This is a genomic window from Nonomuraea sp. NPDC050783 (assembly GCF_040802095.1).
Taxonomy (GTDB): Bacteria; Actinomycetota; Actinomycetes; order Streptosporangiales; family Streptosporangiaceae; genus Nonomuraea.
This window is the reverse complement of sequence record NZ_JBFAHK010000038.1, coordinates 36,945-57,900: the sequence shown is the minus strand read 5'-3', so window position 1 is coordinate 57,900 and position 20,956 is coordinate 36,945. Positions and strand designations below refer to the sequence as shown.

Genomic DNA, 20,956 nt, shown 5'->3' with positions numbered 1-20,956 from the left:
CATAGAGGGGGGCAGCTGTCTCGTGGCTGAGAAGCTGATCGCGAACCTACAGACCAACCACGGCCTCATCAAGGTCGAACTCTTTCCCAACAAGGCGCCGAAGACGGTACGCAACTTCGTTGAGCTGGCCGAAGGCACCCGCGAGTGGACGCACCCGGGCACCGGCGAGAAGAGCACGGGCCGCTACTACGACGGCACCATCTTCCACCGCGTCATCTCCGGCTTCATGATCCAGGGCGGTGACCCGCTGGGCCAGGGCATCGGCGGCCCCGGCTACGAGTTCGACGACGAGATCCACCCGGACCTCTGGTTCAACCGCCCCTACCTGCTGGCCATGGCCAACGCGGGCATCCGCTTCGGCAAGGGCACCAACGGCTCGCAGTTCTTCATCACGGTGGTGCCGACGCCGCACCTCAACGGCAAGCACTCCATCTTCGGCGAGGTCGTCGAGGGCCAGGACGTCGTCGACGCCATCGCCAAGACGCCCACCGACCACCGCGACCGCCCGGCCAAGGACGTCGTGCTGGAGTCGGTCACCATCGAGCGCGTCCAGGTCTGAGCCCACGGCTCCTGAGAGGCGGGCGGAGCGCGGCGGGCGCGTACAGGTCATAGGCTTCGGTCATGACCAGCCAGCCGCCCAGCCCGCCCTCTCAGCCGGAGCAGCCGGCCGCGGACGTCCCCACGTGCTACCGGCATCCCGACAGGGAGACCTGGGTCCGCTGCCAGCGCTGTGATCGCCCGATCTGCCCCGACTGCATGCGTGACGCGGCGGTCGGCTTCCAGTGCCCGGAGTGCGTGGCCGAGGGCAACCGCGGCATCCGCCAGGCCCGCTCGGCCTTCGGCGGCAGCGTCGTCCGCACCCCGGTCGTCACCTACGCCATCCTGGTCATCAACCTGCTCGTCTTCGGCGCCCAATACCTCACCGGCGAGCGCGTCACCGGGGAGTTCGCGATGTGGCCCGCCGGCGTGGCCGTCGGAGACCAGTACTACCGGCTCATCACCGCGGCCTTCCTGCACGGCGGCGTGATGCACATCCTGTTCAACTCCTGGGCCCTCTACGCGGTCGGTCCCTACCTGGAGCGTGCCTTCGGCCACGTCCGCTACACCGCGCTCTACCTGCTCAGCGCGCTCGGCGGCAGCGTGCTCGGCCTCTGGTTCGACCCCCTCAACCAGCCCACCGTGGGCGCCTCCGGGGCCGTCTTCGGCCTGTTCGGCGCGGTGTTCGTGGTCGGCCGCAGGCTCAACATCGACGTCCGCGGCATCGGCCTGGTCATCGTGCTGAACCTGGTGTTCACGTTCCTGCTGTCGGGCATCAGCTGGACAGGCCACATCGGCGGCCTGATCACCGGCTCGCTGCTGGCGGCGGCGCTGGCCCACGCCCCCAGCAGGAACCGGGCCCTGTGGCAGGTCCTGGCCATCGCCGGCGCGGTGGTGCTGCTGGCCGTGCTGGTGATGGTACGGGTGTCGGCCATCACGGGTGCCGTGTGAGGCACCCACAGGGTGTGGAAAAAACTGTGGAAAGAACTATCGCCAGCGGGTGGAGAGAACCACACCGAAGATGATGAACACGAACCCGATCAGCAGGTTCCAGTTCTGCAGGTCGCGGATGAACGGCGTGTTGGGCGCCACGTAGTACACCGCGATCCAGAGGATGCCGATGACCCACGCGACGACCATCGTCGGCGCCAGCCACCGCGGGCTGACCTTGACCTGCTGCGACTTCTGCGGCGGCGTGTAGACCGCCTTCTTACGAGCCTTGGACTTGGGCACTGGGTAACTCCTGCTGAGGGCCTGGGGCATCCGGATCGTCCGCAGGCTCTGCGATTAGCCTAATTGAAGTGTGGCCCAGGATAGTCGCCACGCGCACGTCCTGGCGATCCCCGCCCGCCGCCTCTCCCCCGTTTACCCTGATCGGATGCGGGCTGTGCTCCGGGCCCTGGGGGAGACGAGCATCACCGCGGGCCTCATCCTCATGCTGTTCTGCGCGTACCTGCTCTGGGGGACCGGCGCCTACACCCGGAGCCAGCAACTGCTGCTCCAGCGCGAGCTGGCGGCGGCCAAGGCGGCCAGGGACCGCGGCCGCCTGGACGGCGTGGACCTCGGCCGGGCGGTCGCCCTGCTCAGCATCCCCAAGCTGGGGCCCGGCCACCGTTACGCCGTCGTCGAGGGCGTCGGCGCCGAGCAGCTCAAGAAAGGCCCCGGCCACTATCCCGGCAGCGCCCTGCCCGGCCAGGTCGGCAACTTCGTGGTCTCCGGCCACCGCACCACCTACGGGGCCCCGTTCAACCGGCTCGACGAGCTGGAGCGCGGCGACGAGGTGGTCGTGGACGCCCGCGAGGCCCGCTACACCTACCGCGTCACGTCCCAGGACATCGTCGAGCCCGATGAGGTGGACGTGCTCGCCCCGGTGCCCGGCAAGCCGGACCTGCGGCCCATCCGGGCCTTCCTGACGCTGTCCACCTGCCATCCCGAGTACTCCGCCGCCCAGCGGCTCATCGTCTACGCCGTGCTCAAGGAGACCCGGCTCAGGAAGGAGTGAGCATGTACGCCTGGCTCTGGCGCAGGCTGCCCGGCCCGCTGCCGCGCCGGCTGCTGGTGGCCGCCGCGCTGGTCGCCGCCGTGGCGGCCGTACTCTGGTATGGCGTCTTTCCGCTACTGGAGCCCCTGGTGACGCTCGACGAGGTGACGGTGAGGGAATGAGCCGCGTGCTGGTCGTGGACAACCACGACAGTTTCGTCCACACGATCGTCCAGTACCTGCGCGTTCTCGGCGCCGACTGCGACGTGCGGCCGCGTGACGAGGTGCGCGTGGCCGACGCCGACGGCTTCGACGGCGTGCTCATCAGCCCCGGCCCCGGCACGCCCGAGGCGGCCGGGGTGAGCGTCCCGCTGGTGCGGCACGCGGCGGCGCGCCGGCAGCCGCTGCTCGGGGTCTGCCTCGGCCACCAGGCCATCGCCGTCGCCTTCGGCGCGGCCGTCACCCGCGCGCCCGAGCTGTTCCACGGCCGCACCAGCGACATCCTGCACGACGGCAAGGGCGTGTTCGAGACGCTGCCCTCGCCGGTGCGGATGACCCGCTACCACTCGCTGGCCGTGCTGCCGGGGACGGTGCCCGAGGCGCTCGACGTGACCGCGCGCACCGCCGACGGGGTCGTCATGGGCCTGCGCCACCGGCGGGCGCCGGTCGAGGGCGTCCAGTTCCATCCCGAGTCCGTGCTGTCCGAGCACGGCTACACCCTGCTCGAAAATTGGCTGCGGGCAATCGTGTAACGAACCTCACGTGGCCGCCGACTAACAGATGAGCGTCCCCGCCGTTGCCCCCGAGCGGCGGGGGCGTTTCTTGTCTCCGGACGCCTTTCCCGCCTCCGGGCGGCACACGGCGAGGGCCGCCCCCGTCAGGGGAGCGGCCCTCGCCGTCGCGGCGGCTAGAAGCCGCCGGGGTCGTCGTCGATCGGGTTGTCGTCCGTCGGCTGATCGTCGATCGGGTTGTCGCTGGTCGGCGTGTCGTCCGTCGGCTCGTCGGACGGGGTCTCGTCGCTCGGCTGCTCGGTCGGCTGCTGTTGCTGCTGCGGGCCGGTGGACACCACGATGGTGATCGTGGTGTTGGGCGCGAGCTTGGCCCCCTCGCCGGGGTTCTGCTGGATGACCGTGCCCTGCGGCTGGTCGCTCGCCTGCTGCACCACCTTGACCCGGAAGCCGGCCGCCTTGATCTGCGCGCTGGCGTCCTGCTGCGTGAGCCCGATGACGCTGGGCACCTCGCCCAGCTCCTTCGGCACGTAGAGGGTGACGGTGCCGCCCTCCTCGATCTCCTCGCCGGGCTTGGGCTTGGTGTCGATGACCGTGCCCTGCTGCCTGCTCGACACCTTGGTCTTGATGGTGCCGCGCAGGCCCTCCTTGTCCAGGGCCGCGATGGCGTCGTCCTGGGACATGCCGATGAGGCCGTCCGGCACCTTCTTCTTGGCCGGGCCCTTGGAGACGTAGAGCTTGACCGTCGAGCCCTTCTCGACCTTGGTGTTCTCCGGCGGGTCGGTCTTGATCACGCTGCCCTTGTCGACGTCGGAGCTGTTCTCCTGGATCACCTGGGGGGTGAGCCCGAGCGTCTTGAGCTGCTCCTCCGCGTACGTCCGCCCCTGGGAGGCGAGCGAGGGGATCGTGACCTCGGTGTCGGACGTCTGGTTGTTGTTCTGGCCGAAGACCATGTAGCCGACCGTCACGAACGCGCCGATGATCAGCAGCGGGATGATGATCCACAGTGCGGTCTTCAGCCCGTTGCCGCCACCGCCGCCGGCGGCCCGGCGGCGGCCGGCCCTGCCGCCCTCGCCGTCGCCGTACTCGTACGGCGGGACGGCGCTGGTGCGCTGCGTGGCCGGCCCGGTCGCGGCGTGCGTGGCCGTCATCATGCGCGTGCCCTGGGCGAAGTTGCCGTTGGTCATCGCCATGGTCTGGGCGTCGGTCGGCATGCCGGACATCGCCCGCTGGATGTCGGCGCGCATCTCGCCGGCGCTCTGGTAGCGCTGGGCCGGGTCCTTGGCCATCGCCTTGAGCACGATGGCGTCGGCCCACGCCGGGATCTCGGGATCGATCTGCGACGGCGGGATCGGCTCCTCGCGCACGTGCTGGTAGGCGATGGCGACCGGCGAGTCGCCGGTGAACGGCGGCTGGCCCGTCAGCAGCTCGTACAGCACGCAGCCGGTGGAGTAGATGTCGCTGCGCGCGTCCACCCGCTCACCCCGGGCCTGCTCCGGCGACAGGTATTGGGCCGTGCCGATCACCTGGGCGGTCTGCGTCATCGTGGCGGCCGAGTCGGCCATCGCGCGGGCGATGCCGAAGTCCATCACCTTGACGTCGCCCGCACGGGTGATCATCACGTTGGCCGGCTTGATGTCGCGGTGCACGATGCCGCCGCGGTGGCTGTAGTCGAGCGCCCGCAGGATGCCGTCGACCAGCTCGATCGCCCGCTCGGGCAGCAGCCGGCGGTCCTGGCGCAGCAGGTCGCGCAGCGTGCGGCCGTCGACGTACTCCATCACGATGTACGGCACCGGGGTGCCGTCGGTGACGTCCTCGCCGGTGTCGTAGACCGCGACGACGGCGGGATGGTTCAGGGAGGCCGCCGACTGCGCCTCACGGCGGAAACGGGCCTGGAAGGTGTGGTCGCGCGCGAGGTCGGAGCGGAGGGTCTTGATCGCGACTATGCGGTCCAGCCGGATGTCTCGGGCGCGATACACCTCGGCCATGCCGCCGCGCCCGACGACACCGTCGAGCTCGTAACGACCACCGAGTAGCCGAGGCTGAGTCATTTCCTGCACTGTCCCTTACCGTTCATCTTGGGTACCGGCCTGCTCGGGGGCCGCCGGTGTCCATCATCGACCCCCTGGCGCGTCACGTCTCCTCCTTGGGCGGGTTTGTAACCCCCGGGTCCGGCGAAGCGGGCGTTGTCGGAGTTGTCGGAGTTGTGGTGGGCTTCGGGGTGGTGGGTGTGGGTGTCGGCGTCCGCGTCGTCGGGGTGGGTCTCGGCGTCGGCTTCTTGGTTGGAGTAGCCGACTTGATTACCGTAGCCGACCGCGAGGGTATCGGCCGCGACGACCTGACCGGAACGACGGGAGGCCGGTGCGTCCGGGGCTTGCCCTTGCCCGGCCGCGTCTGCGCCGGCGCCGGCACCGGCGGCGGAGGTGTCGGCTCCGACGTGCCGGGCGTGGCGGTGCCGGGCGACTGCCTGGAAGCGAGGGTCATCGCGCTGAGGCCCACCGCGGCCACGCAGCCGGCCGCGGCGACCGCGGCCAGCGTACGGGCGCCGCGGCGGCGCCGCCCCGCCCGCTCTCGACCGCCGGCGCTCCCACCCCGCCCGACGGCGCTTCCCCCCCGGCTCCCGGCCGGCCCCTCCCGGTCGCCGGCCGCCGGCTCCTCGGTCGCGGTGGCCGCGGCGAGGTCGTCGGTCTCCTGCTCGTCCTCGGCGGACGGCTCGCGCACCCGGAAGCCGCCGGGGTCGGTGAGCATGCTCAGCTCGGCCACCTGGTGGGCGCCCATCATGGCCTCGCGCAGCACGTACGCCCGGTCGGCCACCTCCAGCGCGGTGCCGGGCCGCCGCTCGGGATCCTTGTGCAGCAGCCGCATGACCAGCTCGCGCACCGCCGCGGGCACGTCCACGCCGAGCGCGGGCGGCCGCTCGTTGAGGTGCTGCAACGCGATCGCCACGTGGTTGTCGCCACGGAACGGGGTGCGCCCGGCCAGGCACTCGTAGGCCACCACGCCGAGCGAGTAGAGGTCGGTCGCCGGCGTGAGCGGGAAACCCTGCGCCTGCTCGGGGCTGACGTACTGGGCGGTGCCGAGCACGGTGCCGGTCTGCGTCACCGGCGCCGCCTCCAGCGCCCGCGCGATGCCGAAGTCCGTCACCTTGATGACGCCCTCGGGCGTGACGAGCAGGTTGCCCGGCTTGACGTCACGGTGGATGACGCCCGCCGCGTGCGCCGCGTGCAGCGCCCTGGCGGTCTGGTGCACCACGTCGAGGGTCACCTCGGCGCCGATGGCCCCGTTGCGGCCCAGGATGGCCGACAGCGGCTCCCCGTGGACCAGCTCCATCACGAGGTAGGCCAGCTCGCTCTGCTCGCCGTAGTCGAAGACCTGGGCGATGCCGGGATCGGCCAGGGACGCGGTGATCCTCGCCTCGTTGCGGAAACGTTCGCGGAAGGTGGGGTCGACGTAGATGTGACTACGCAGGATCTTGACGGCCACCTCGCGGCCCAGGAGCTCGTCCCGGGCACGCCACACCTCTCCCATACCGCCGGTGGCGATGCGGGAGATCAGGAGGTAGCGGTTACGGAGCCGCATGGTCCAGCAGGTTACCGTCACTCACTTGTTCAGCACCGCCTCCAGCACGGCCTTCGCGATCGGGGCGGCCGTGTGGCCGCCGGTCGCCTCCGCGCCGACGTTGGCCGCTCCGGACTCGACGATGACGGCGAGCGCGACCTTCGGGTCGTTCGCGGGCGCGAAGGAGATGAACCAGGCGTGCGGCGGCTGCCCGTCGGCGGTCTCCGCGGTGCCGGTCTTCCCCGCTACTTGGACGCCGGGAACCTGCGCGAGGTTGGCGGTTCCGTTCTGGACGACGCTGACCATCATCTGGCGCAGCTTGTCGGCGGTCTCGCCGCTGACCGCCTCCGTCAGCTCCTCGGGGTCGGCCTCGTCGATCGCGTCGCCCTTGGCGTCGGTGATCTTGTTGACGAGGTACGGCTTCATCACCGTGCCGCCGTTGGCGATGCCGGCCGCGATCATCGCCATCTGCAGCGGCGTCATCCGGTTGTCGCGCTGCCCGATGGAGGCCATGGCCAGCGCGGCCTTGTCCTCCTCCTTACCGAAGTCGCTCTGCGCCACCGACATCGGCACCGCGATCTGGGTGCCCATGCCGAACTTCTCGGTCTGCTCGTTCAGCTTGTCGTAGCCCAGCTCCATGCCGATCTTGCCGAACGGCGTGTTGCAGGACTTCTCCAGCGCGTAGGTGAGCGTGACCTGGCCCGAGCCGCAGGCCGCGCCGCCGTAGTTGGGCAGGCTGATGGTCGTGTTGGGCAGCGGCAGGTTCTGGGGCGCGTCCACCATGGTGTCGGGGCCGCGCGAGGAGTCGTCCTCCAGGTAGGCCGCCATCGTCACGACCTTGAACGTCGAGCCCGGCGGGTAGGTCTGCGCGATCGTCCGGTTGAGCAGCGGCTGGCCCTTCTCCTTGGCCAGCTCGTCGTAACGGGCGAACACCTTGCTCTTGTCGGTGCCCGACAGCTCGGTGGGGTCGTACGTCGGCAGCGACACCATGGCCAGGATCGCCCCGGTCTTGGGGTCGAGCGCGATCACCGCGCCCCGCTTGCCGCTCTGGCGCAGCGCGTCGTAGGCGGCCTTCTGCGCCTTCGGGTTGATCGTGACCTCGACGTTGGCGCCCTTGGTGGGCTCGCCGGTGAACAGGTCGATGCTGCGGCGCAGCAGCAGGTCGGCGCTGGAGCCGTCGAGCAGTTTGTTCTCGCTGGCCTCGATCGCGCTCGCGCTCTCGGGCGAGAAGAAGCCGGTGACGTGCGCGTACAGCTTGGCGTCGGGGTACTGCCTGACGAACCTGAACTGCTTGCTGTCGGTCTCCACGGACTGCGCGATGACCTTGCCGCCGGCGACGATCCGGCCGCGCTCGATCGAGTAGCGCTCGTAGAAGTTGCGCGTGTTGCGCGCGTCGGAGCGCAGGTCCTCGGCCTGCACCGCCTGCCGGTAGTTCACGTTGATCATCAGGAGGGCGATCATGGCCAGGCAGGCCACCGCCACGCGCTTGAGTGTGCCGTTCATCGCTGGAACACCTGCGTCAATCCTTCGTTCTGGATCGCCTGGGGTGGGGGGCGTCTGGCGGCGTCGGACGTTCGTACCAGGAGCGCGACGAGGATCCAGTTGGCGAGCAGGGCGGAGCCGCCCTGGGACATGAAGGGGGTGACCAGACCGGTCAGCGGGATGAGGTTGGTCACGCCGCCGACGATGATGAACACCTGCCACGCCAGCAGGAACGACAACCCGCCGGACAGCAGCTTGCTGAAGGGGTCGCGGGCCGCCAGCGAGGTGCGCAGGCCGCGCTCCACCACCAGCGCGTAGAGCATGAGCAGCGCCATCAGGCCGGTCAGGCCCAGCTCCTCGCCGGTGGCCGCGAAGATGAAGTCGGAGAACGACAACGGGATCAGCTCGGGATGCCCCTGGCCGAGCCCGGTGCCGAGGATGCCGCCCGCGCCGAAGCCGAACAGCCCCTGCATGATCTGGTAGCTCTTGCCGCACATCGAGTCGCCGGGCGGGTCCTCCAGGCAGACGGGGGCGTTGCCGTAGAAGACCTGGTTGCCGGGATCGAGCCAGGCGTCGAAGCGGGCGCCGACGTGGTCGAAGGCCAGCCCCGCCAGGTAGGCGCCGCCGACGAAGAGCAGGATGCCGATCAGCACCCACGAGGTGCGCTGGGTCGCGATGTAGAGCATCGCGATGAACGTGCCGAACAGCAGCAGCGAGGTGCCGAGGTCCTTCTCGAAGACCAGCACCAGCAGGCTCAGCCCCCAGGTCACCAGGACGGGCCCGAGGTCGCGGGCCCGGGGCAGGTCGATGAACAGCAGCCTGCGGCCGGCCAGCGCCAGCACGTCGCGCTTGGCCACCAGATAGCCGGTGAAGAAGACCACCAGCGCCAGCTTGGCGAACTCGCCCGGCTGGATGGAGAAGCCGCCGATGCGGATCCAGATCTTGGCGCCCTGGACCTCGCTCAGCGAGCCGGGCAGCAGCGCGGGGATGGCGAGCAGCACCAGGCCGATCGCGCCCGCGGTGTAGGTGAGCCGCTGCAACGTGCGGTGGTCGCGCAGCACGACGAGGGTGATGGAGAACATCAGGACGCCGATGCCGGTCCACATGATCTGGTTGGTGGTGGACGCGCCCTTCATCCCGGCGGACTCCAGCCGGTAGATCATCACCAGGCCGATGCCGTTGATCAGCGTCACCAGCGGCAGGATCAGCGGGTCCGCCCACGGGGCGAACTTGGCGAGCACGAGGTAGGCGACCAGCATGATGCCGCCCAGGCCGAGGCCGTACGCCAGCATGCCCGCGGGAACCCGGCCGTCCACGGCGAGGCCCACGTTGGCGTAGGCGCCCATGACGATCAGCACCGCCAGCGCCAGCATGACGAGCTGGGCCACCCGGCGCTTGGCCGGCATCGGTACGGGGGAAGCTGCGACTTCGCTCATCTATTGCTGTTTCGTCTTGGTCTTCGTCTTGGTCGCGGACGCGGACGGCGTGGGCGACGCGGACGCGGACGGCGTGGTGGCGCCGTCGTCGTCGGTCTGCCCGCCGGAGAACCTCAAGCTGTTGATCTTCGCCACGCCCGCGTCGGCGTTGGTCACCGGAATGCCGCTCCTGACCAACGCCTGGTCGGCCTCGGACAGTCGGGAGAGCTGCCGCCCGGTCGGCTTGGAGACGCTGAAGAGCTGGAAGGGGCCCACCTCCTTCTGGATGCCCTGATACACGACCACTTCGTCGCCCCTAGCTCCGACGAAGAACTGGTCCTGGGTCCACTGATATCCAAAGTAGCCGCCGACGCCGACGGCCACGATGCCTACGCCGAGCACGGTGACCAGCACGGGCCACACACGGCGACGACGGCGGGGCCGGGACGCCTGGGCGCCCGGCTCCTCGAAGTCGTCATCGGTGAGGACCGGCTGGGGCGCGGTCACCGCGTCGGCTCGCCCCGGCTGGGTGTCCTGGGGGTTGCCCCGCAGCTGGGTCATCCCCGCCGCGCCGACTATGGCGGCCTCGGCGGGCACCGGCTGCCCATCGGTGATCTCCAGGACGTCGGCCAGCACGCACGTGATGTTGTCCGGCCCGCCGCCGCGGTTCGCCAGGTCGATGAGCTGGCGGACGACCTCCTCCGGGTCGTCGATGTTGGTGAGCGTGGCGTGCAGCGTCTCCGCGCTCACCACTCCGGACAACCCGTCGGAGCACAGCAGGTAGCGGTCGCCCACCTGCGCCTCCCGCAGCGTGAGGTCGGGATCGACCTCGCCGCTGCCGTCGAGCGCGCGCAGCAGGATCGAGCGCTGCGGGTGCGTGGCGGCCTCTTCCGGCGTGATGCGCCCGTCGTCGACGAGCTGCTGGACCAGCGTGTGGTCGTGGGTGATCTGGTAGAGCTCCCCGCGCCTCAGCAAGTACGCGCGCGAGTCGCCCACGTGGACGAGGGCGACCTGGGTGCCGTTCCACAGCATGGCCGTGAGCGTGGTGCCCATGCCCTTGAGGCTGGGATCCCGCCCCACCATCTCGTGCAGCCTGCGGTTGGCATCGCGTACCGCTGCCTCAATGGCGTTGAGCAGGTCACCCCCCTTGGGGACCTCTTCGAGAGAGGCCATGGCGGCGATGGCGACTGAGCTCGCCACCTCGCCGTGTGCGTGCCCGCCCATGCCGTCGGCGACGGCGAGCAGGCGGCCGCTAGCGTACGCCGAGTCCTCGTTCCCTTCGCGGAGGAGGCCGACGTCCGAGCGGGCGGCGTAGCGGAGTGCGATGGTCATTTGCGCAATTCAATGACTGTTTTGCCGACGCGGATCGGAACACCGAGCGGCACCGGGGTCGGGCGGGTCACTTTCGAGCGGTCGAGGTACGTGCCGTTGGTGGATCCGAGGTCCTCCACGATCCACTGGCCGTCCTGGGGGAAGAGCCGGGCGTGCCGGCTGGATGCGTAATCGTCGCTGACTACCAGCGTGGCGTCGTTGGCCCGGCCAATGGTGATGGGCGTCTCCGTGAGGTCGATGGTGGTGCCTTGCAGCGGGCCACCGGTGACGATGAGCTGGCGTGGCTCGCCCTTCTTGCTCTTGGGCTTCGCCGGTGCCTTCACGGGCCTGGGGGTCTTGCGCGGGCCCGCGGGAGCCGTGCGTGAACCGAACAAGTCAGTCCGGATCACGCCGACTGCGGCAATGACGAAGAACCACAGCACCGCCAGGAAGGCTAGCCGGATCAGCAGCAGCGTGAGCTCGGACATGGACCGTCTGTTTACCTCTAATCGCGCCGGAAAACCAGAGTCGTACGCCCCAGTGTCACTCGCGTGCCGTTCTGGAGCTCGATCCTGCGTACCGGCTGGCCGTTGACGAAAGTGCCGTTGGTCGATCCCAGGTCCACCAGGACCACGGTCTGGCCCTCCACGCGCAGCTCCGCGTGGTGCCGGGACACGCCGGGATCGACGAGGCGTAGATCACAGTCGGTGCCCCTGCCGAGCAGGGTCACCGGGGTGGTCAGCTCGTAGGAGCGGTCGCCCTGCGGGTCGTCCTGGGTGGACACGAGAAGCCTGGGCCGCCCGTTGAACGCGTGCGGCCGGGACGGGGGCAGGTCGCTCGCCGGCTGGCGGATCTCGTCCTGCTCGACCGTCGCGCCGCGGATGACCCCCGACCGGATGCGGAACAGGCCCACAGCCAGGTCGCCGGCGGTCTCGAAACGCACCCGGACCGGTCCCACGAAGGAGTAACCCTGTTCCTTGGCGTACTCCCTGGCGAGGTTGGCCAGCTCGTGGCTGATGCTGTCGGCGTAGACCTCAAGCCGTTCGCTGTCGGTCGTGCTCAGCTCGACCACGAAGTCGTTGGGCACGAGCGTCCGACCCTGGGCGACGATCGCCGCGCGCTCGTCCATCTCCCGCTGAACCGCGCTGGCGACCTCGACCGGCTGAAGATCGGATTTGAACGCCCGCGCAAAGGCTCCCTCAACCAAGCCTTCGAGCCTTCGCTCGAAGCGCTGAAGGACTCCCACCGGGTACCTCCCTTCCTCCGTGCATATGATCGCGGCCCCCAGACGCTTCCGGCGCCCGGTCTCCGCTTGTTCCACGTGGCGGCGTTCCTCGGCGCCCGTCGGCTGTCGCGCCCAGCTCCTCCGCTCCCGTGTCTTATGCGATCGTATCCGGGTTCAGTACCAGTGGCTGTTCCGTGCTACTGTTCTTTCCGCACCCACAAGGGCGGGTGGCGGAACGGCAGACGCGCACGGTTCAGGTCCGTGTGTCCGAAAGGACGTGAGGGTTCAAATCCCTCCTCGCCCACTCGGGTCACCGACGAGATCGGCAGACCCACAGTGACGAAACAAGCCCCGGTTCGCAAGAGCCGGGGCTACTTCTTTGTCACGACCTTGTCCGTCCGCGTGCCGCGCGGATGTGCTCCGCGTGGAGACCGTAGAAGGCTCCGGTTGCAGATCGCTTTCGAATCGCTTGCGTGATTTAGCTCACATCATTGAACTCACGCCGCGCCAGGGGGCCCGCGCCGCACCGGAGGGACGGCAGGCGTCCCCCCGGCGGGTCGTTACGCGGTCACCGTCCTGGTGTCCAGGAGCACGCCCAGGAGGTCCGTGAGGCTCACCATGCCGATGACGCCACCGGCCTGGTCGGTCACCAGGGCCAGGTGGGCCCGCGCGTCCTGGAGGGCCGTCACCGCCTCCGGCACCTGCGTCACGCACGGCAGCTTCGGCAGCGGGCGCGTCAGGGCCCGCGCGGTGGCCTCGGGCATCAGGAGCGCGTCCCTGGCGTGCAGGGCGCCCTCGATGCCCTCCGGCGTCTCCACGAGCAGCCTGAGGTGGCCGCTGCCCGCCGCCACCCGGCGGATCTCGGCGGCGTTCGCCGTGTCCGGCACCTTCACCGCCCGCCCGATCGGCACCATCAGGCGCTCGATGCCCTCCGCCTGGAGGCGCAGGGCTCGGGTGAGCAGGTCGTGCTCCTCGCGGTCGAGCAGGCCCATGCGGCCCGACTCGCCCACCAGCATCGCGAGCTGGCGGGGGGTGCGGGTGGTGGCCAGCTCGTTGCGCGGCCGGACGCCGAAAGCCCGCAGTATGACGTTGGTCAGGGCGTTGAGCGCGCGCAACAGGGGGCTCATCACGTGGGTGAAGGCGCGGAACGGCAGGGTCAGGACGAGGGCCGCCCGCTCCGGGTGCGTCAGCGCCCACGACTTCGGGGCCATCTCGCCGATCACCATGTGCAGGAACGTCACCAGCGCCAGGGCGATGGTGAGCGAGATCGGCAGGCGCAGGCCCTCCGGGACGCCCAGGACGCCGAAGAGCGGCTCCATGGCGTGCTCCAGCGCCGGCTCGGTCACCTGGCCCAGGCCCAGGGTGCACAGCGTGATGCCGAGCTGGGCACCGGCCAGCATCAGGGAGAGCTGGCGGCCGCCCCCCACCGCCGACTTGGCCGCCACGCGGACCAGCCGGTTGCCGCCCGCGGCCATCTCCTCCAGCCGGTGCCGGCGCGAGGAGACGAAGGCGAACTCGGCCGCCACGAACAGCGCGTTGAAGGCGAGCAGGGCGAGGCTCAGGAGGAGCAGCGTCATCGGGCCGCCTCCGCCGGCTCGTGCCGGTGCTCGGGAACCAGGCGGACCCACTCGGGCACTCTTCTGTTCAGTGACATCACCGTCAGGCGAGCCGTGCGCTCGCCCTCATCCTCCGTGAAAGGGTCGTCCGTCGCCTCGGTGACCGGCACGCTCAACGCGTCGCCCGGGTCGGGCAGGCGGCCCAGGCGGGCCAGGACCAGGCCGGCGAGGGTGTCGTAGTCGTCGCTGCGCGGCAGGCTGAGGCCGGTGGCGCGCTCGACCTCGTCCAAGCGCAGCCGGCCCGGCACGTCCCAGGCGCCGTCGGGGTGCCGCACCGCGTCCAGGGGGTCGGGGTCGTTCTCGTCGAGCAGCTCGCCCACCAGCTCCTCGGCCAGGTCCTCGACGGTGATGACGCCGGCCAGGCCGCCGTACTCGTCGATGACGCAGGCGATGTCGTCCTTGGCGACGCGCATGCGGTCCAGGACGACCGGCAGCGGGAGGCTGTCGGGCACCAGCAGGGCGGGGCGTGTGATCGCGCCGACGGCGCCCTCGTCCAGGCCGGCGGCCAGCAGCTCGCGCACGCCCGTCACGCCCACCACGTCGCCGTCCGCGCCGACGACCGGGTAGCGGGAGTGGCCGCGCTCGCGCATGACGTCCAGGAGGTCGGAGATGGGCTGCGCGTCGCGCAGCACGACCACGCGGGGACGCGGGACCATGATCTCCTCGGCCGTGCGGTCGCCGAACTCCAGCGCCCGCTCCAGCAGGTCCGACAGGCGCGGGGGCAGCTCGCCCGCGCGGGTCGACTCCTCGATGATGCGCGACAGCTCCTCCGGCGTCGCCCCGTGCTCCACCTCCTCCACGGGCTCGATGCCGACCAGCCGCAGCAGGCCCGTGGCTGCCGAGTCGAACAGCCGCACCACCGGGCCGACCACGGCCAGGTACACCAGCGTCGGCCGGGCCAGGAACTTCGCCACCGGCTCGGGCCTGGCGATGCCCAGGTTCTTGGGCGCCAGCTCGCCGAGGACCATCTGCACCACCGTCGCCACGAGCACGCCCGCGGCGACGGACAACGTCGAGATCATGGCCGCGGGCAGGCCCGTGTCCTCCAGCCAGGGGCGTACGATCGCCGAGATCGCCGGCTCGGCCAGGAAGCCGACCAGCAACGCGGTGACCGTGATGCCGAGCTGGGCGCCGGAGAGCATGAACGACAGGCGCGAGGTGACCTGGAGCGCCTTGTCCGCGGCGGCGTCACCGGCGGCGGCCTGCTCGCGCAGGACACCCCGGTCGGCGGCGACGAAGGCGAACTCCTGGGCGACGAAGAAACCGGTCGCCACGGTGAGGAGGAACAGGGCCAGCAGCCCGAGATAGGCGCTCACCACAGTGAGCCCTCAGAGGAACCCGTGCCCCAGCACGGGCGAAGACTCCACGGGTCCGGAGCGGACACGATCATCCCTTCGATAGAGGTCGTCCCATACGTAACGACACAGGTGGCCTCTATGTTTCCGCCGCCACCACCGCCACGCCAGACCCTGGCGGCGAACGGCGATCCCGAGCCTGGGCGTGACTTCTCCTACGATCTGCTGGTTCCGGGTACTTTTCCGTGGAGCAACCCTGGTGACACTCCGCACAGTCGGGGGGATCGACGTACCGTCTATGGCATACCGAAGGGAAGAGGGCGAAGTGTCTGAGGACGACCGGACGCGGGCCATGCGCTCGCCGGGCGACGGGCGCCCGCTGCCACCGAGGCCCGACGACGGCCTGCGTTCGGGCGGCGCCCCCGCTCACCAGGCGCCGTCCCTGAGGGGCGCGAGCGCTCCCACGCGCAAGCTTCCCACCGCTCCCCAGACGCCCGGCCCCCAGACGCCCGCTCCCCAGACGCCCGGCCCGCAGACGCCCGCCCCCCGCGCCGGGTACGAGGGCGAGCCGCCCAAGGGCCGCTCGCGCGTCTACGGCAGGGAACGCTCCGGCGACGGCCCGGTCCGGCCGCTCAGGTCCCCTCGCGGCGGTGGAGGGGAGCCGCCGGAGCGGCACCCGGCGGGGCCGCCCAGGGGGCCGCGCAAGAGGCCGTCCGGCCGGCTGATCGTGCGGATCGTCGCCGCGTTCGTGGTCGCGCTGCTGGTGATGGGCATCGCCATGCTCTTCTGGATCAATTCGCGGCTCACCGGCATCGAGGGCGTCCTCGACGACTACGAGGGCCGCCCCGGCGACACTCCCGGCACCAACTGGCTGCTGGTCGGCTCCGACAGCCGCAAGGGCCTGTCGGCGGCCGACCGCAAGAAGCTGGCCACCGGGCGGGCCGTCGGGCAGCGTACGGACTCGATGATGCTGCTGCACATCCCCGACACCGGCGACAAGCCCACACTGGTCAGCCTGCCCCGCGACTCGGCCGTCACCATCCCCGGCAAGGGGCGCGACAAGCTCAACTCCGCCTACGCCATCGGCGGCCCGAAGCTGCTGGTCCGCACCGTGGAGACGGTCACCGGCGTGCACATCGACAACTACATGGAGATCGGGTTCGCCGGGTTCGTGGGCATCGTGGACGCGGTCGGCGGCGTCGAGATCAACGTGCGGGCCGACGTGGACGACCCCAAGGCCGGGCTCAAGCTGAAGAAGGGCACCCAGGTGCTCAACGGCGCCCAGGCCCTCGGCTACGTCCGCACCAGGAAGGGTGGCGCGCTGCCCGACTTCGAGCGGACCAAGCGGCAGCGGCAGTTCCTGGGCGCGGTGGTGAAGAAGGCGGCCAGCCCCGGCGTGCTGATCAACCCGTTCACCTCGATCCCGCTGGCCATGAGCGCCACGGACGCCGTCCAGGTGGACGACGGGACGGGCGTGTTCGACATGTTGTCGCTCGGCATGTCGATGGGCGACAGCCCGGTGACGACCGTGGTGCCGTTCGGCGGGAACGAGGTCGTGGCCGGCGGCGGTGCGGCGGTCAAGTGGGACCGGACCAAGGCCGTGGCCCTGTTCGACGCGCTGAAGAACGACAAGCCGGTGCCGAAGGACATCGCCGACGGCACCTGACCGGGGCCACCCGCTCGGGGCCGGTTAGCCGGCTAGCCGGTTAGCCGGAGGAGGCGGTGGTGGCGGCGACGGTGGCGGCGGTGATCGCGGTCACGGTGGCGGCGTTGATGGCCGCGATGGCCTTGGCCACCGCGTCGCCCGCCCAGGCGCCCTCGGCGATCTCCTTCACCCGCTGCCTGCTCGCGCCGGGGAACGCCTTGCGGTCCAGCTTGGCGGCGTGCATGATCGCGATCAGGACGGCGGTGCGGGCGTCGGGGTCCGCCCCGCCCAGCGCCGCCGCCACTCGCTCCCTGACCTCGGCCTCCACCGCCGGATCGGCCTCCGGCCAGCGGGTGACGGGGAAGATCCCGAGCACCTTGCCCCGCTCCTCGGTCAGCACCCCGGCCTGGGCGAGCTTGGTGAGCAGCCGCTTGCGCAGCTTGGCCGACTGGAGGCGCTGCACCCACCAGGCGGGCTTGCGCTCCTTGCCGTCCTCGGCGATGCGGGTGAGCGTGGCGTCCAGCTCGTCGTCGCCGAGCGGCGCGGAGCTGGTGAGCACGAGCTTCTTGTCCGACAGCTCCACGCGGCCCTCGACGGCGAGCTCGGCCAGGAGCGCGCCGCCCAGGGCGGGGTCGAGCTGGGTGGCGCTGATGAGCTGCTTGCCGTCGTCCTCGCCGTGGGCCAGCAGGAGGAGCTCTTCGGCGATCGTCACCTTCGTCATGCCTCGACACTAGCCGCCCGGCCGCGGCCGTTCCGGTGGCGTCGCGCGCCGTGCTCGGCGCCGTACCCTGGGGGCATGCCGGAGCTTCCCGAGGTGGAGTCCCTGGCTCACTTCCTGCGCGAGCGGGCGGTGGGCCGATCGATCATGGCTGTCGACGTGGTCGGCATCCAGGTGCTCAAGACGTTCGATCCGCCGGTCAGCGCGCTCGGCGGCCTGACGGTCACCGGGGTGGCCAGGCACGGCAAGTTCCTCGACCTCGACTGCGACGGGCTGCACCTGGTCATCCACCTGGCCCGGGCGGGGTGGCTGCGCTGGCGCGAGGACCTGTCGGGCGCCAGGCCGGTCCGGCCGGGGAAGGGCCCGCTGGCGGTGCGGGTGCGGTTCGCGCCGGACGACGACGGGCCCGGCGGTGCGGGCAGGGCGCCGGGGTTCGAGCTGACGGAGGCGGGGACGCAGAAGCGGCTGGCCGTCTATGTCACGAAAAATCCGGACGAGGTGCCCGGCATCGCCGCCCTCGGCCCCGACCCCCTCGACCCGTCCTTCACCGTCGAGGCGCTCAAGCGCATCATCGGCGGCAACCGCACCCAGATCAAGGGCCTGCTGCGCGACCAGAAGGTGATCGCCGGCATCGGCAACGCCTACTCCGACGAGGTGCTGCACGCCGCCAGGATGTCCCCGTTCAAGATCGCTTCGACCCTGACCGACGCCCAGATCGCCGACCTGCACGAGGCCATCGTCACCACGCTGGCCGAGGCCGTCGAGCGGGCGCACGGCCTGGCGGCCAAGGACCTCAAGGCGGAGAAGAAGTCGGGGCTGCGGGTGCACAACCGCACCGGCCAGCCCTGCGACGTGTGCGGCGACACCATCCGCGAGGTGTCGTTCGCCGACTCCTCGCTCCAGTACTGCCCCACCTGCCAGACGGGCGGCAAGCCGCTGGCCGACCGCCGCCTGTCCAAGCTGCTCAAGTAGCCGGGGACAATGGAGGCATGACCGTTCCCGAGATCGAGGCCACCGCCGTGCCCGACGACGCCTACCTGCTCGACGTCCGCGAGCAGGACGAATGGCTGGCGGGCCACGCGCCGGACGCCGTGCACATCCCGATGACCCAGATCCAGGGGCGCGTCGAGGAGATCCCCGCCGACCGCCCGGTCTACGTCGTCTGCCGGGTCGGCGGGCGCTCGTTGCAGGTCGCGGCCTGGCTCAACCAGCTCGGACGCGAGGCCGTCAACGTCGGCGGCGGCATGCAGTCGTGGCAGGCCGCGCACCGTCCCATGGTCAGCGAGACCGGCCAGGAGCCCTTCGTGGCGTGAGCCCTCCGGGCGCGAATGCCCCATATGGCGCTCGCGGCGCCGGGTGAGGCATCATGGGGGCACCAACTGCAGATCGTCGCGGGAGCTTGGGGCAACCAGGCTGAGAGGGCAGATACCGCTGCTGCCGACCGCCTGAACCTGTCCGGGTAATGCCGGCGTAGGGAGTGTGCGATGGCGCGTGTCGCCGACGAAGTGCCGCTGACCCTCGAAGGGGCCCCGCCGAAGACGCTGGGCGTCCTCGACCAGGGTGCCCTCTGGGCCAACCTCGGGGTCAGCCTCCTCGGCTTCTCCGGGGCGCTGTTCCTGCTCGACCCCCTCGGCAACGCCCCGCTCAGCCTGGCGGCCGCCCTCATGGCGGCGCTGGTCGGCAGCCTCGTCGGCACCGCCATGGTGGGGCTGTCGGCCGTTCCCGGCACCCGCACCGGGCAGCCGGCGATGGTGCTGCTGCGCGGGCTGTTCGGCGCGAAGATCTCCTACGTCCCCACGGTGCTGAACGTCGTCCAGATGCTCGGCTGGGGCGCGTTCGAGCTGTGGGTGATCGCCAAGGCCGCGACCGCGATCTTCGGCGGCATCCCCTACCAGGTGTGGGTGCTCGTCGCCGGGGTGCTCACCACCGTGCTGACCATCTGGCCGCTCGGCGCGATCCGGCTGCTGCGCCGCTACGTCACGGCCGGCGTGATCCTGTCGATGATCTGGTTCGCCTGGTTCTTTCTGAACGAGGCCCCCACGCACGGCGGCGGCACCTGGACCGCGTTCCCGGCCGCCGTGGACTACGTGATCGCGCTGTCGGTCTCCTGGGTGCCGATGGCCGCCGACTTCGCCCGGCACTCCCGCTCCGGCCGCGCCGCGTTCACCGGCGTCGTCGGCGGCTACACGCTGGCCCAGGTCGCCTGCCTCGGGCTGGGCGTGTACGCGGTCGCCATCGCCGGCTCGGCGGCGGTGACGGCCGACAGCACGGCGGTGTTCGCCCCGTTCGTGGCGGTGCCGGCCGGGGCGCTGTTCTTCGGCATCCTGGTGCTGCGCGAGAGCGACCAGTCGTTCGCGAACGTCTACTCCACGACCGTGTCCCTGCAGAACCTCATGCCGCGCGTGGACCGGCGCGTCCTCTCCGGCGCGATCGGCCTGCTGATCACCGCGATCGCCCTGGTCGTGGACGTGACCTCCTACGGCGCGTTCCTCGGCGTGATCGGCGCGGTCTTCGTGCCGATGTTCGCGGTGCTGGCCGTGGACTACTTCCTGTTCGCCCGCTCCTGGGACACCAGCGAGAGCGCCCCCTCGCGCTGGAACATGCTGGTGCCGTGGGCCCTCGGCTTCGCCGCCTACTGGCTGACCACCTCGACGCCCACGCTGCCGGCGTGGGACGCGTTCTGGGCCGGCACGCGCGCCGCGATCGGCTTCGCCCGCCAGCCGTGGATGAACGGCGCCCTCGGCGCGGCCCTGGTGGCGGCGCTGGTGACGCTGGCCGTCGGGCTGCTCACGGGCCGGTCGTGGCGCGCCGTTCGACGTTGAGCAGGTGCTGCTTGGCGGCCACGCCGCCCGCGTAGTCGCCGAGACCGCCGTCCTCGCGCACCACCCGGTGGCAGGGCACGATCACGCAGACGGGGTTGGAGGCCAGCGCGTTGCCGATCGCCCGCAGCGCGCGCGGCCGGCCGATGCTCTCGCCGATGCGCTCCAGCGTCGTGGTGGTGCCGTAGGGGACCGCCAGGGTCTTCTGCAGCACCGTGCGGGCGAACGGCGTGGCCAGTGCCAGGTCGACCGGCGTGGCGAAGGCCCGCAGCCGCCCGGAGAAGTAGGCGTCCAGCTCGCGGCGCACCGGGTCGAGGCGGCGCGGGTCGGGGCCGATGAAGCGGCCGACGTTGCGGCTGATCAGCTCGAAGACGTTGTGCTCCGGCTCGAAGGAGCAGGCCACGGTGCCCTTGGCGGTCACCGCCAGCACCAGCCGGCCCACGGCGCCGTCGTACGTGCCGAACGCGACGTCGGGAGGGCTCTCCCCCCGGTACGTGCTGGAGGTCACACGCAGCAGGGCGTCCAGATCGCCGCTCGTCATGACCTCAGCTCCTCCTGGGAATCTTCGTGACCGCAGCGTATCGGACGGATCGCCCGGCGCGCTCACCGCGCCACGTGCACTATGGA

Annotated in this window: 21 protein-coding genes, 1 tRNA gene and 1 riboswitch; of the genes, 10 read left to right on the top strand and 12 right to left on the bottom strand. The window is 70.9% G+C overall.

Features of this window, described 5'->3' with window-relative positions; all coding sequences use genetic code 11:
• The first annotated feature begins 22 nt into the window (after positions 1-22).
• Positions 23-559: a peptidylprolyl isomerase gene (locus AB0H75_RS47300; protein WP_367808087.1), complete on the top strand. Its 537-nt coding sequence runs from the start codon at positions 23-25 to the stop codon at positions 557-559.
• A 62-nt stretch (positions 560-621) separates the two neighbouring features.
• The gene (locus AB0H75_RS47295; RefSeq protein WP_367808085.1) at positions 622-1,488 is read left to right on the top strand and encodes a rhomboid family intramembrane serine protease; all 867 of its coding nucleotides are present in this window, start codon (positions 622-624) and stop codon (positions 1,486-1,488) included.
• 36 nt (positions 1,489-1,524) lie between these two features.
• Here the strand turns inward: AB0H75_RS47295 and AB0H75_RS47290 are convergent, their stop codons facing one another.
• A complete protein-coding gene (locus AB0H75_RS47290) occupies positions 1,525-1,770 on the bottom strand; it encodes a cell division protein CrgA (RefSeq protein ID WP_367808083.1) in 246 nt (81 codons plus the stop codon).
• 145 nt (positions 1,771-1,915) lie between these two features.
• Between AB0H75_RS47290 and AB0H75_RS47285 the strand changes: the two genes are divergently transcribed.
• From AB0H75_RS47285 to AB0H75_RS47275, 3 genes are read left to right on the top strand one after another with little or no spacing between them, the layout of a single operon-like run.
• A complete protein-coding gene (locus tag AB0H75_RS47285) occupies positions 1,916-2,539 on the top strand; it encodes a class E sortase (RefSeq protein WP_367808081.1) in 624 nt (207 codons plus the stop codon).
• Between the two features lie 2 nt (positions 2,540-2,541).
• Positions 2,542-2,700, top strand: a complete 159-nt coding sequence (locus AB0H75_RS47280) for a hypothetical protein (protein ID WP_367808079.1) — start codon at positions 2,542-2,544, stop codon at positions 2,698-2,700.
• Positions 2,697-3,269, top strand: coding sequence for an aminodeoxychorismate/anthranilate synthase component II (locus tag AB0H75_RS47275; protein ID WP_367808077.1), 573 nt, complete (start codon positions 2,697-2,699; stop codon positions 3,267-3,269). Before AB0H75_RS47280 ends, AB0H75_RS47275 begins: the two co-directional genes overlap by 4 nt.
• A gap of 155 nt (positions 3,270-3,424) precedes the next feature.
• Here AB0H75_RS47275 and pknB read toward each other — a convergent pair whose 3' ends face one another.
• From pknB to AB0H75_RS47240, 7 genes are all read right to left on the bottom strand, one after another.
• Positions 3,425-5,296, bottom strand: a complete 1,872-nt coding sequence (gene pknB / locus AB0H75_RS47270; protein ID WP_367808075.1) for a Stk1 family PASTA domain-containing Ser/Thr kinase — start codon at positions 5,294-5,296, stop codon at positions 3,425-3,427.
• An 82-nt stretch (positions 5,297-5,378) separates the two neighbouring features.
• A complete protein-coding gene (locus tag AB0H75_RS47265; RefSeq protein WP_367808073.1) occupies positions 5,379-6,824 on the bottom strand; it encodes a serine/threonine-protein kinase in 1,446 nt (481 codons plus the stop codon).
• A gap of 21 nt (positions 6,825-6,845) precedes the next feature.
• Positions 6,846-8,306, bottom strand: a complete 1,461-nt coding sequence (locus tag AB0H75_RS47260; protein ID WP_367808071.1) for a peptidoglycan D,D-transpeptidase FtsI family protein — start codon at positions 8,304-8,306, stop codon at positions 6,846-6,848.
• Positions 8,303-9,721 carry an FtsW/RodA/SpoVE family cell cycle protein gene (locus tag AB0H75_RS47255; protein ID WP_367808069.1) on the bottom strand — a complete coding sequence of 473 codons (1,419 nt, stop codon included), beginning with the start codon at positions 9,719-9,721 and terminating at the stop codon, positions 8,303-8,305. Before AB0H75_RS47255 ends, AB0H75_RS47260 begins: the two co-directional genes overlap by 4 nt.
• A complete protein-coding gene (locus AB0H75_RS47250) occupies positions 9,722-11,032 on the bottom strand; it encodes a Stp1/IreP family PP2C-type Ser/Thr phosphatase (RefSeq protein ID WP_367808067.1) in 1,311 nt (436 codons plus the stop codon). It abuts the gene before it with no gap.
• Complete coding sequence (locus AB0H75_RS47245; RefSeq protein ID WP_367808065.1) at positions 11,029-11,499, bottom strand: FHA domain-containing protein; 471 nt, start codon at positions 11,497-11,499, stop codon at positions 11,029-11,031. Before AB0H75_RS47245 ends, AB0H75_RS47250 begins: the two co-directional genes overlap by 4 nt.
• A 17-nt stretch (positions 11,500-11,516) precedes the next feature.
• Positions 11,517-12,257 (bottom strand): DUF3662 and FHA domain-containing protein, encoded by a 741-nt coding sequence (locus tag AB0H75_RS47240; protein ID WP_080044004.1) that lies wholly within the window; start codon positions 12,255-12,257, stop codon positions 11,517-11,519.
• Between the two features lie 200 nt (positions 12,258-12,457).
• On the opposite strand from AB0H75_RS47240, the gene AB0H75_RS47235 reads away from it, so the two are divergent.
• Positions 12,458-12,540: transfer RNA gene (locus AB0H75_RS47235), tRNA-Leu, on the top strand.
• 256 nt (positions 12,541-12,796) lie between these two features.
• Here the strand turns inward: AB0H75_RS47235 and AB0H75_RS47230 are convergent.
• Both AB0H75_RS47230 and AB0H75_RS47225 read right to left on the bottom strand, forming a co-directional pair.
• Complete coding sequence (locus tag AB0H75_RS47230; protein WP_367808063.1) at positions 12,797-13,813, bottom strand: hemolysin family protein; 1,017 nt, start codon at positions 13,811-13,813, stop codon at positions 12,797-12,799.
• On the bottom strand, positions 13,810-15,168 hold the full coding sequence (locus tag AB0H75_RS47225; RefSeq protein ID WP_367808061.1) for a hemolysin family protein: 1,359 nt from the start codon (positions 15,166-15,168) through the stop codon (positions 13,810-13,812). The genes AB0H75_RS47230 and AB0H75_RS47225 overlap by 4 nt, the downstream gene beginning before the upstream one ends.
• 304 nt (positions 15,169-15,472) lie before the next feature.
• Between AB0H75_RS47225 and AB0H75_RS47220 the strand changes: the two genes are divergently transcribed.
• A complete protein-coding gene (locus AB0H75_RS47220; RefSeq protein WP_367808059.1) occupies positions 15,473-16,813 on the top strand; it encodes an LCP family protein in 1,341 nt (446 codons plus the stop codon).
• A gap of 40 nt (positions 16,814-16,853) precedes the next feature.
• Here the strand turns inward: AB0H75_RS47220 and AB0H75_RS47215 are convergent, their stop codons facing one another.
• On the bottom strand, positions 16,854-17,513 hold the full coding sequence (locus tag AB0H75_RS47215; protein ID WP_367808057.1) for a GPP34 family phosphoprotein: 660 nt from the start codon (positions 17,511-17,513) through the stop codon (positions 16,854-16,856).
• A 75-nt stretch (positions 17,514-17,588) separates the two neighbouring features.
• Here AB0H75_RS47215 and AB0H75_RS47210 point away from each other — a divergent pair, with 75 nt between their 5' ends.
• The 3 genes from AB0H75_RS47210 (at position 17,589) to AB0H75_RS47200 (ending at position 20,332) form a co-directional block, all read left to right on the top strand.
• Positions 17,589-18,482: an Fpg/Nei family DNA glycosylase gene (locus AB0H75_RS47210; RefSeq protein WP_367808055.1), complete on the top strand. Its 894-nt coding sequence runs from the start codon at positions 17,589-17,591 to the stop codon at positions 18,480-18,482.
• A 17-nt stretch (positions 18,483-18,499) separates the two neighbouring features.
• Positions 18,500-18,823, top strand: a complete 324-nt coding sequence (locus tag AB0H75_RS47205) for a rhodanese-like domain-containing protein (protein ID WP_367808053.1) — start codon at positions 18,500-18,502, stop codon at positions 18,821-18,823.
• 68 nt (positions 18,824-18,891) lie between these two features.
• A riboswitch (TPP riboswitch) is annotated at positions 18,892-19,005 on the top strand.
• The gene (locus tag AB0H75_RS47200) at positions 18,995-20,332 is read left to right on the top strand and encodes a cytosine permease (protein WP_367808051.1); all 1,338 of its coding nucleotides are present in this window, start codon (positions 18,995-18,997) and stop codon (positions 20,330-20,332) included. It overlaps the preceding riboswitch by 11 nt.
• On the opposite strand, the gene AB0H75_RS47195 is transcribed toward AB0H75_RS47200, so the two are convergent.
• Entirely contained in the window at positions 20,298-20,870 is a 573-nt protein-coding gene (locus AB0H75_RS47195; protein WP_367808049.1) for a methylated-DNA--[protein]-cysteine S-methyltransferase, read from the bottom strand. The two genes, AB0H75_RS47200 and AB0H75_RS47195, sit on opposite strands and share 35 nt — an antisense overlap.
• Positions 20,871-20,956: the final 86 nt, after the last annotated feature.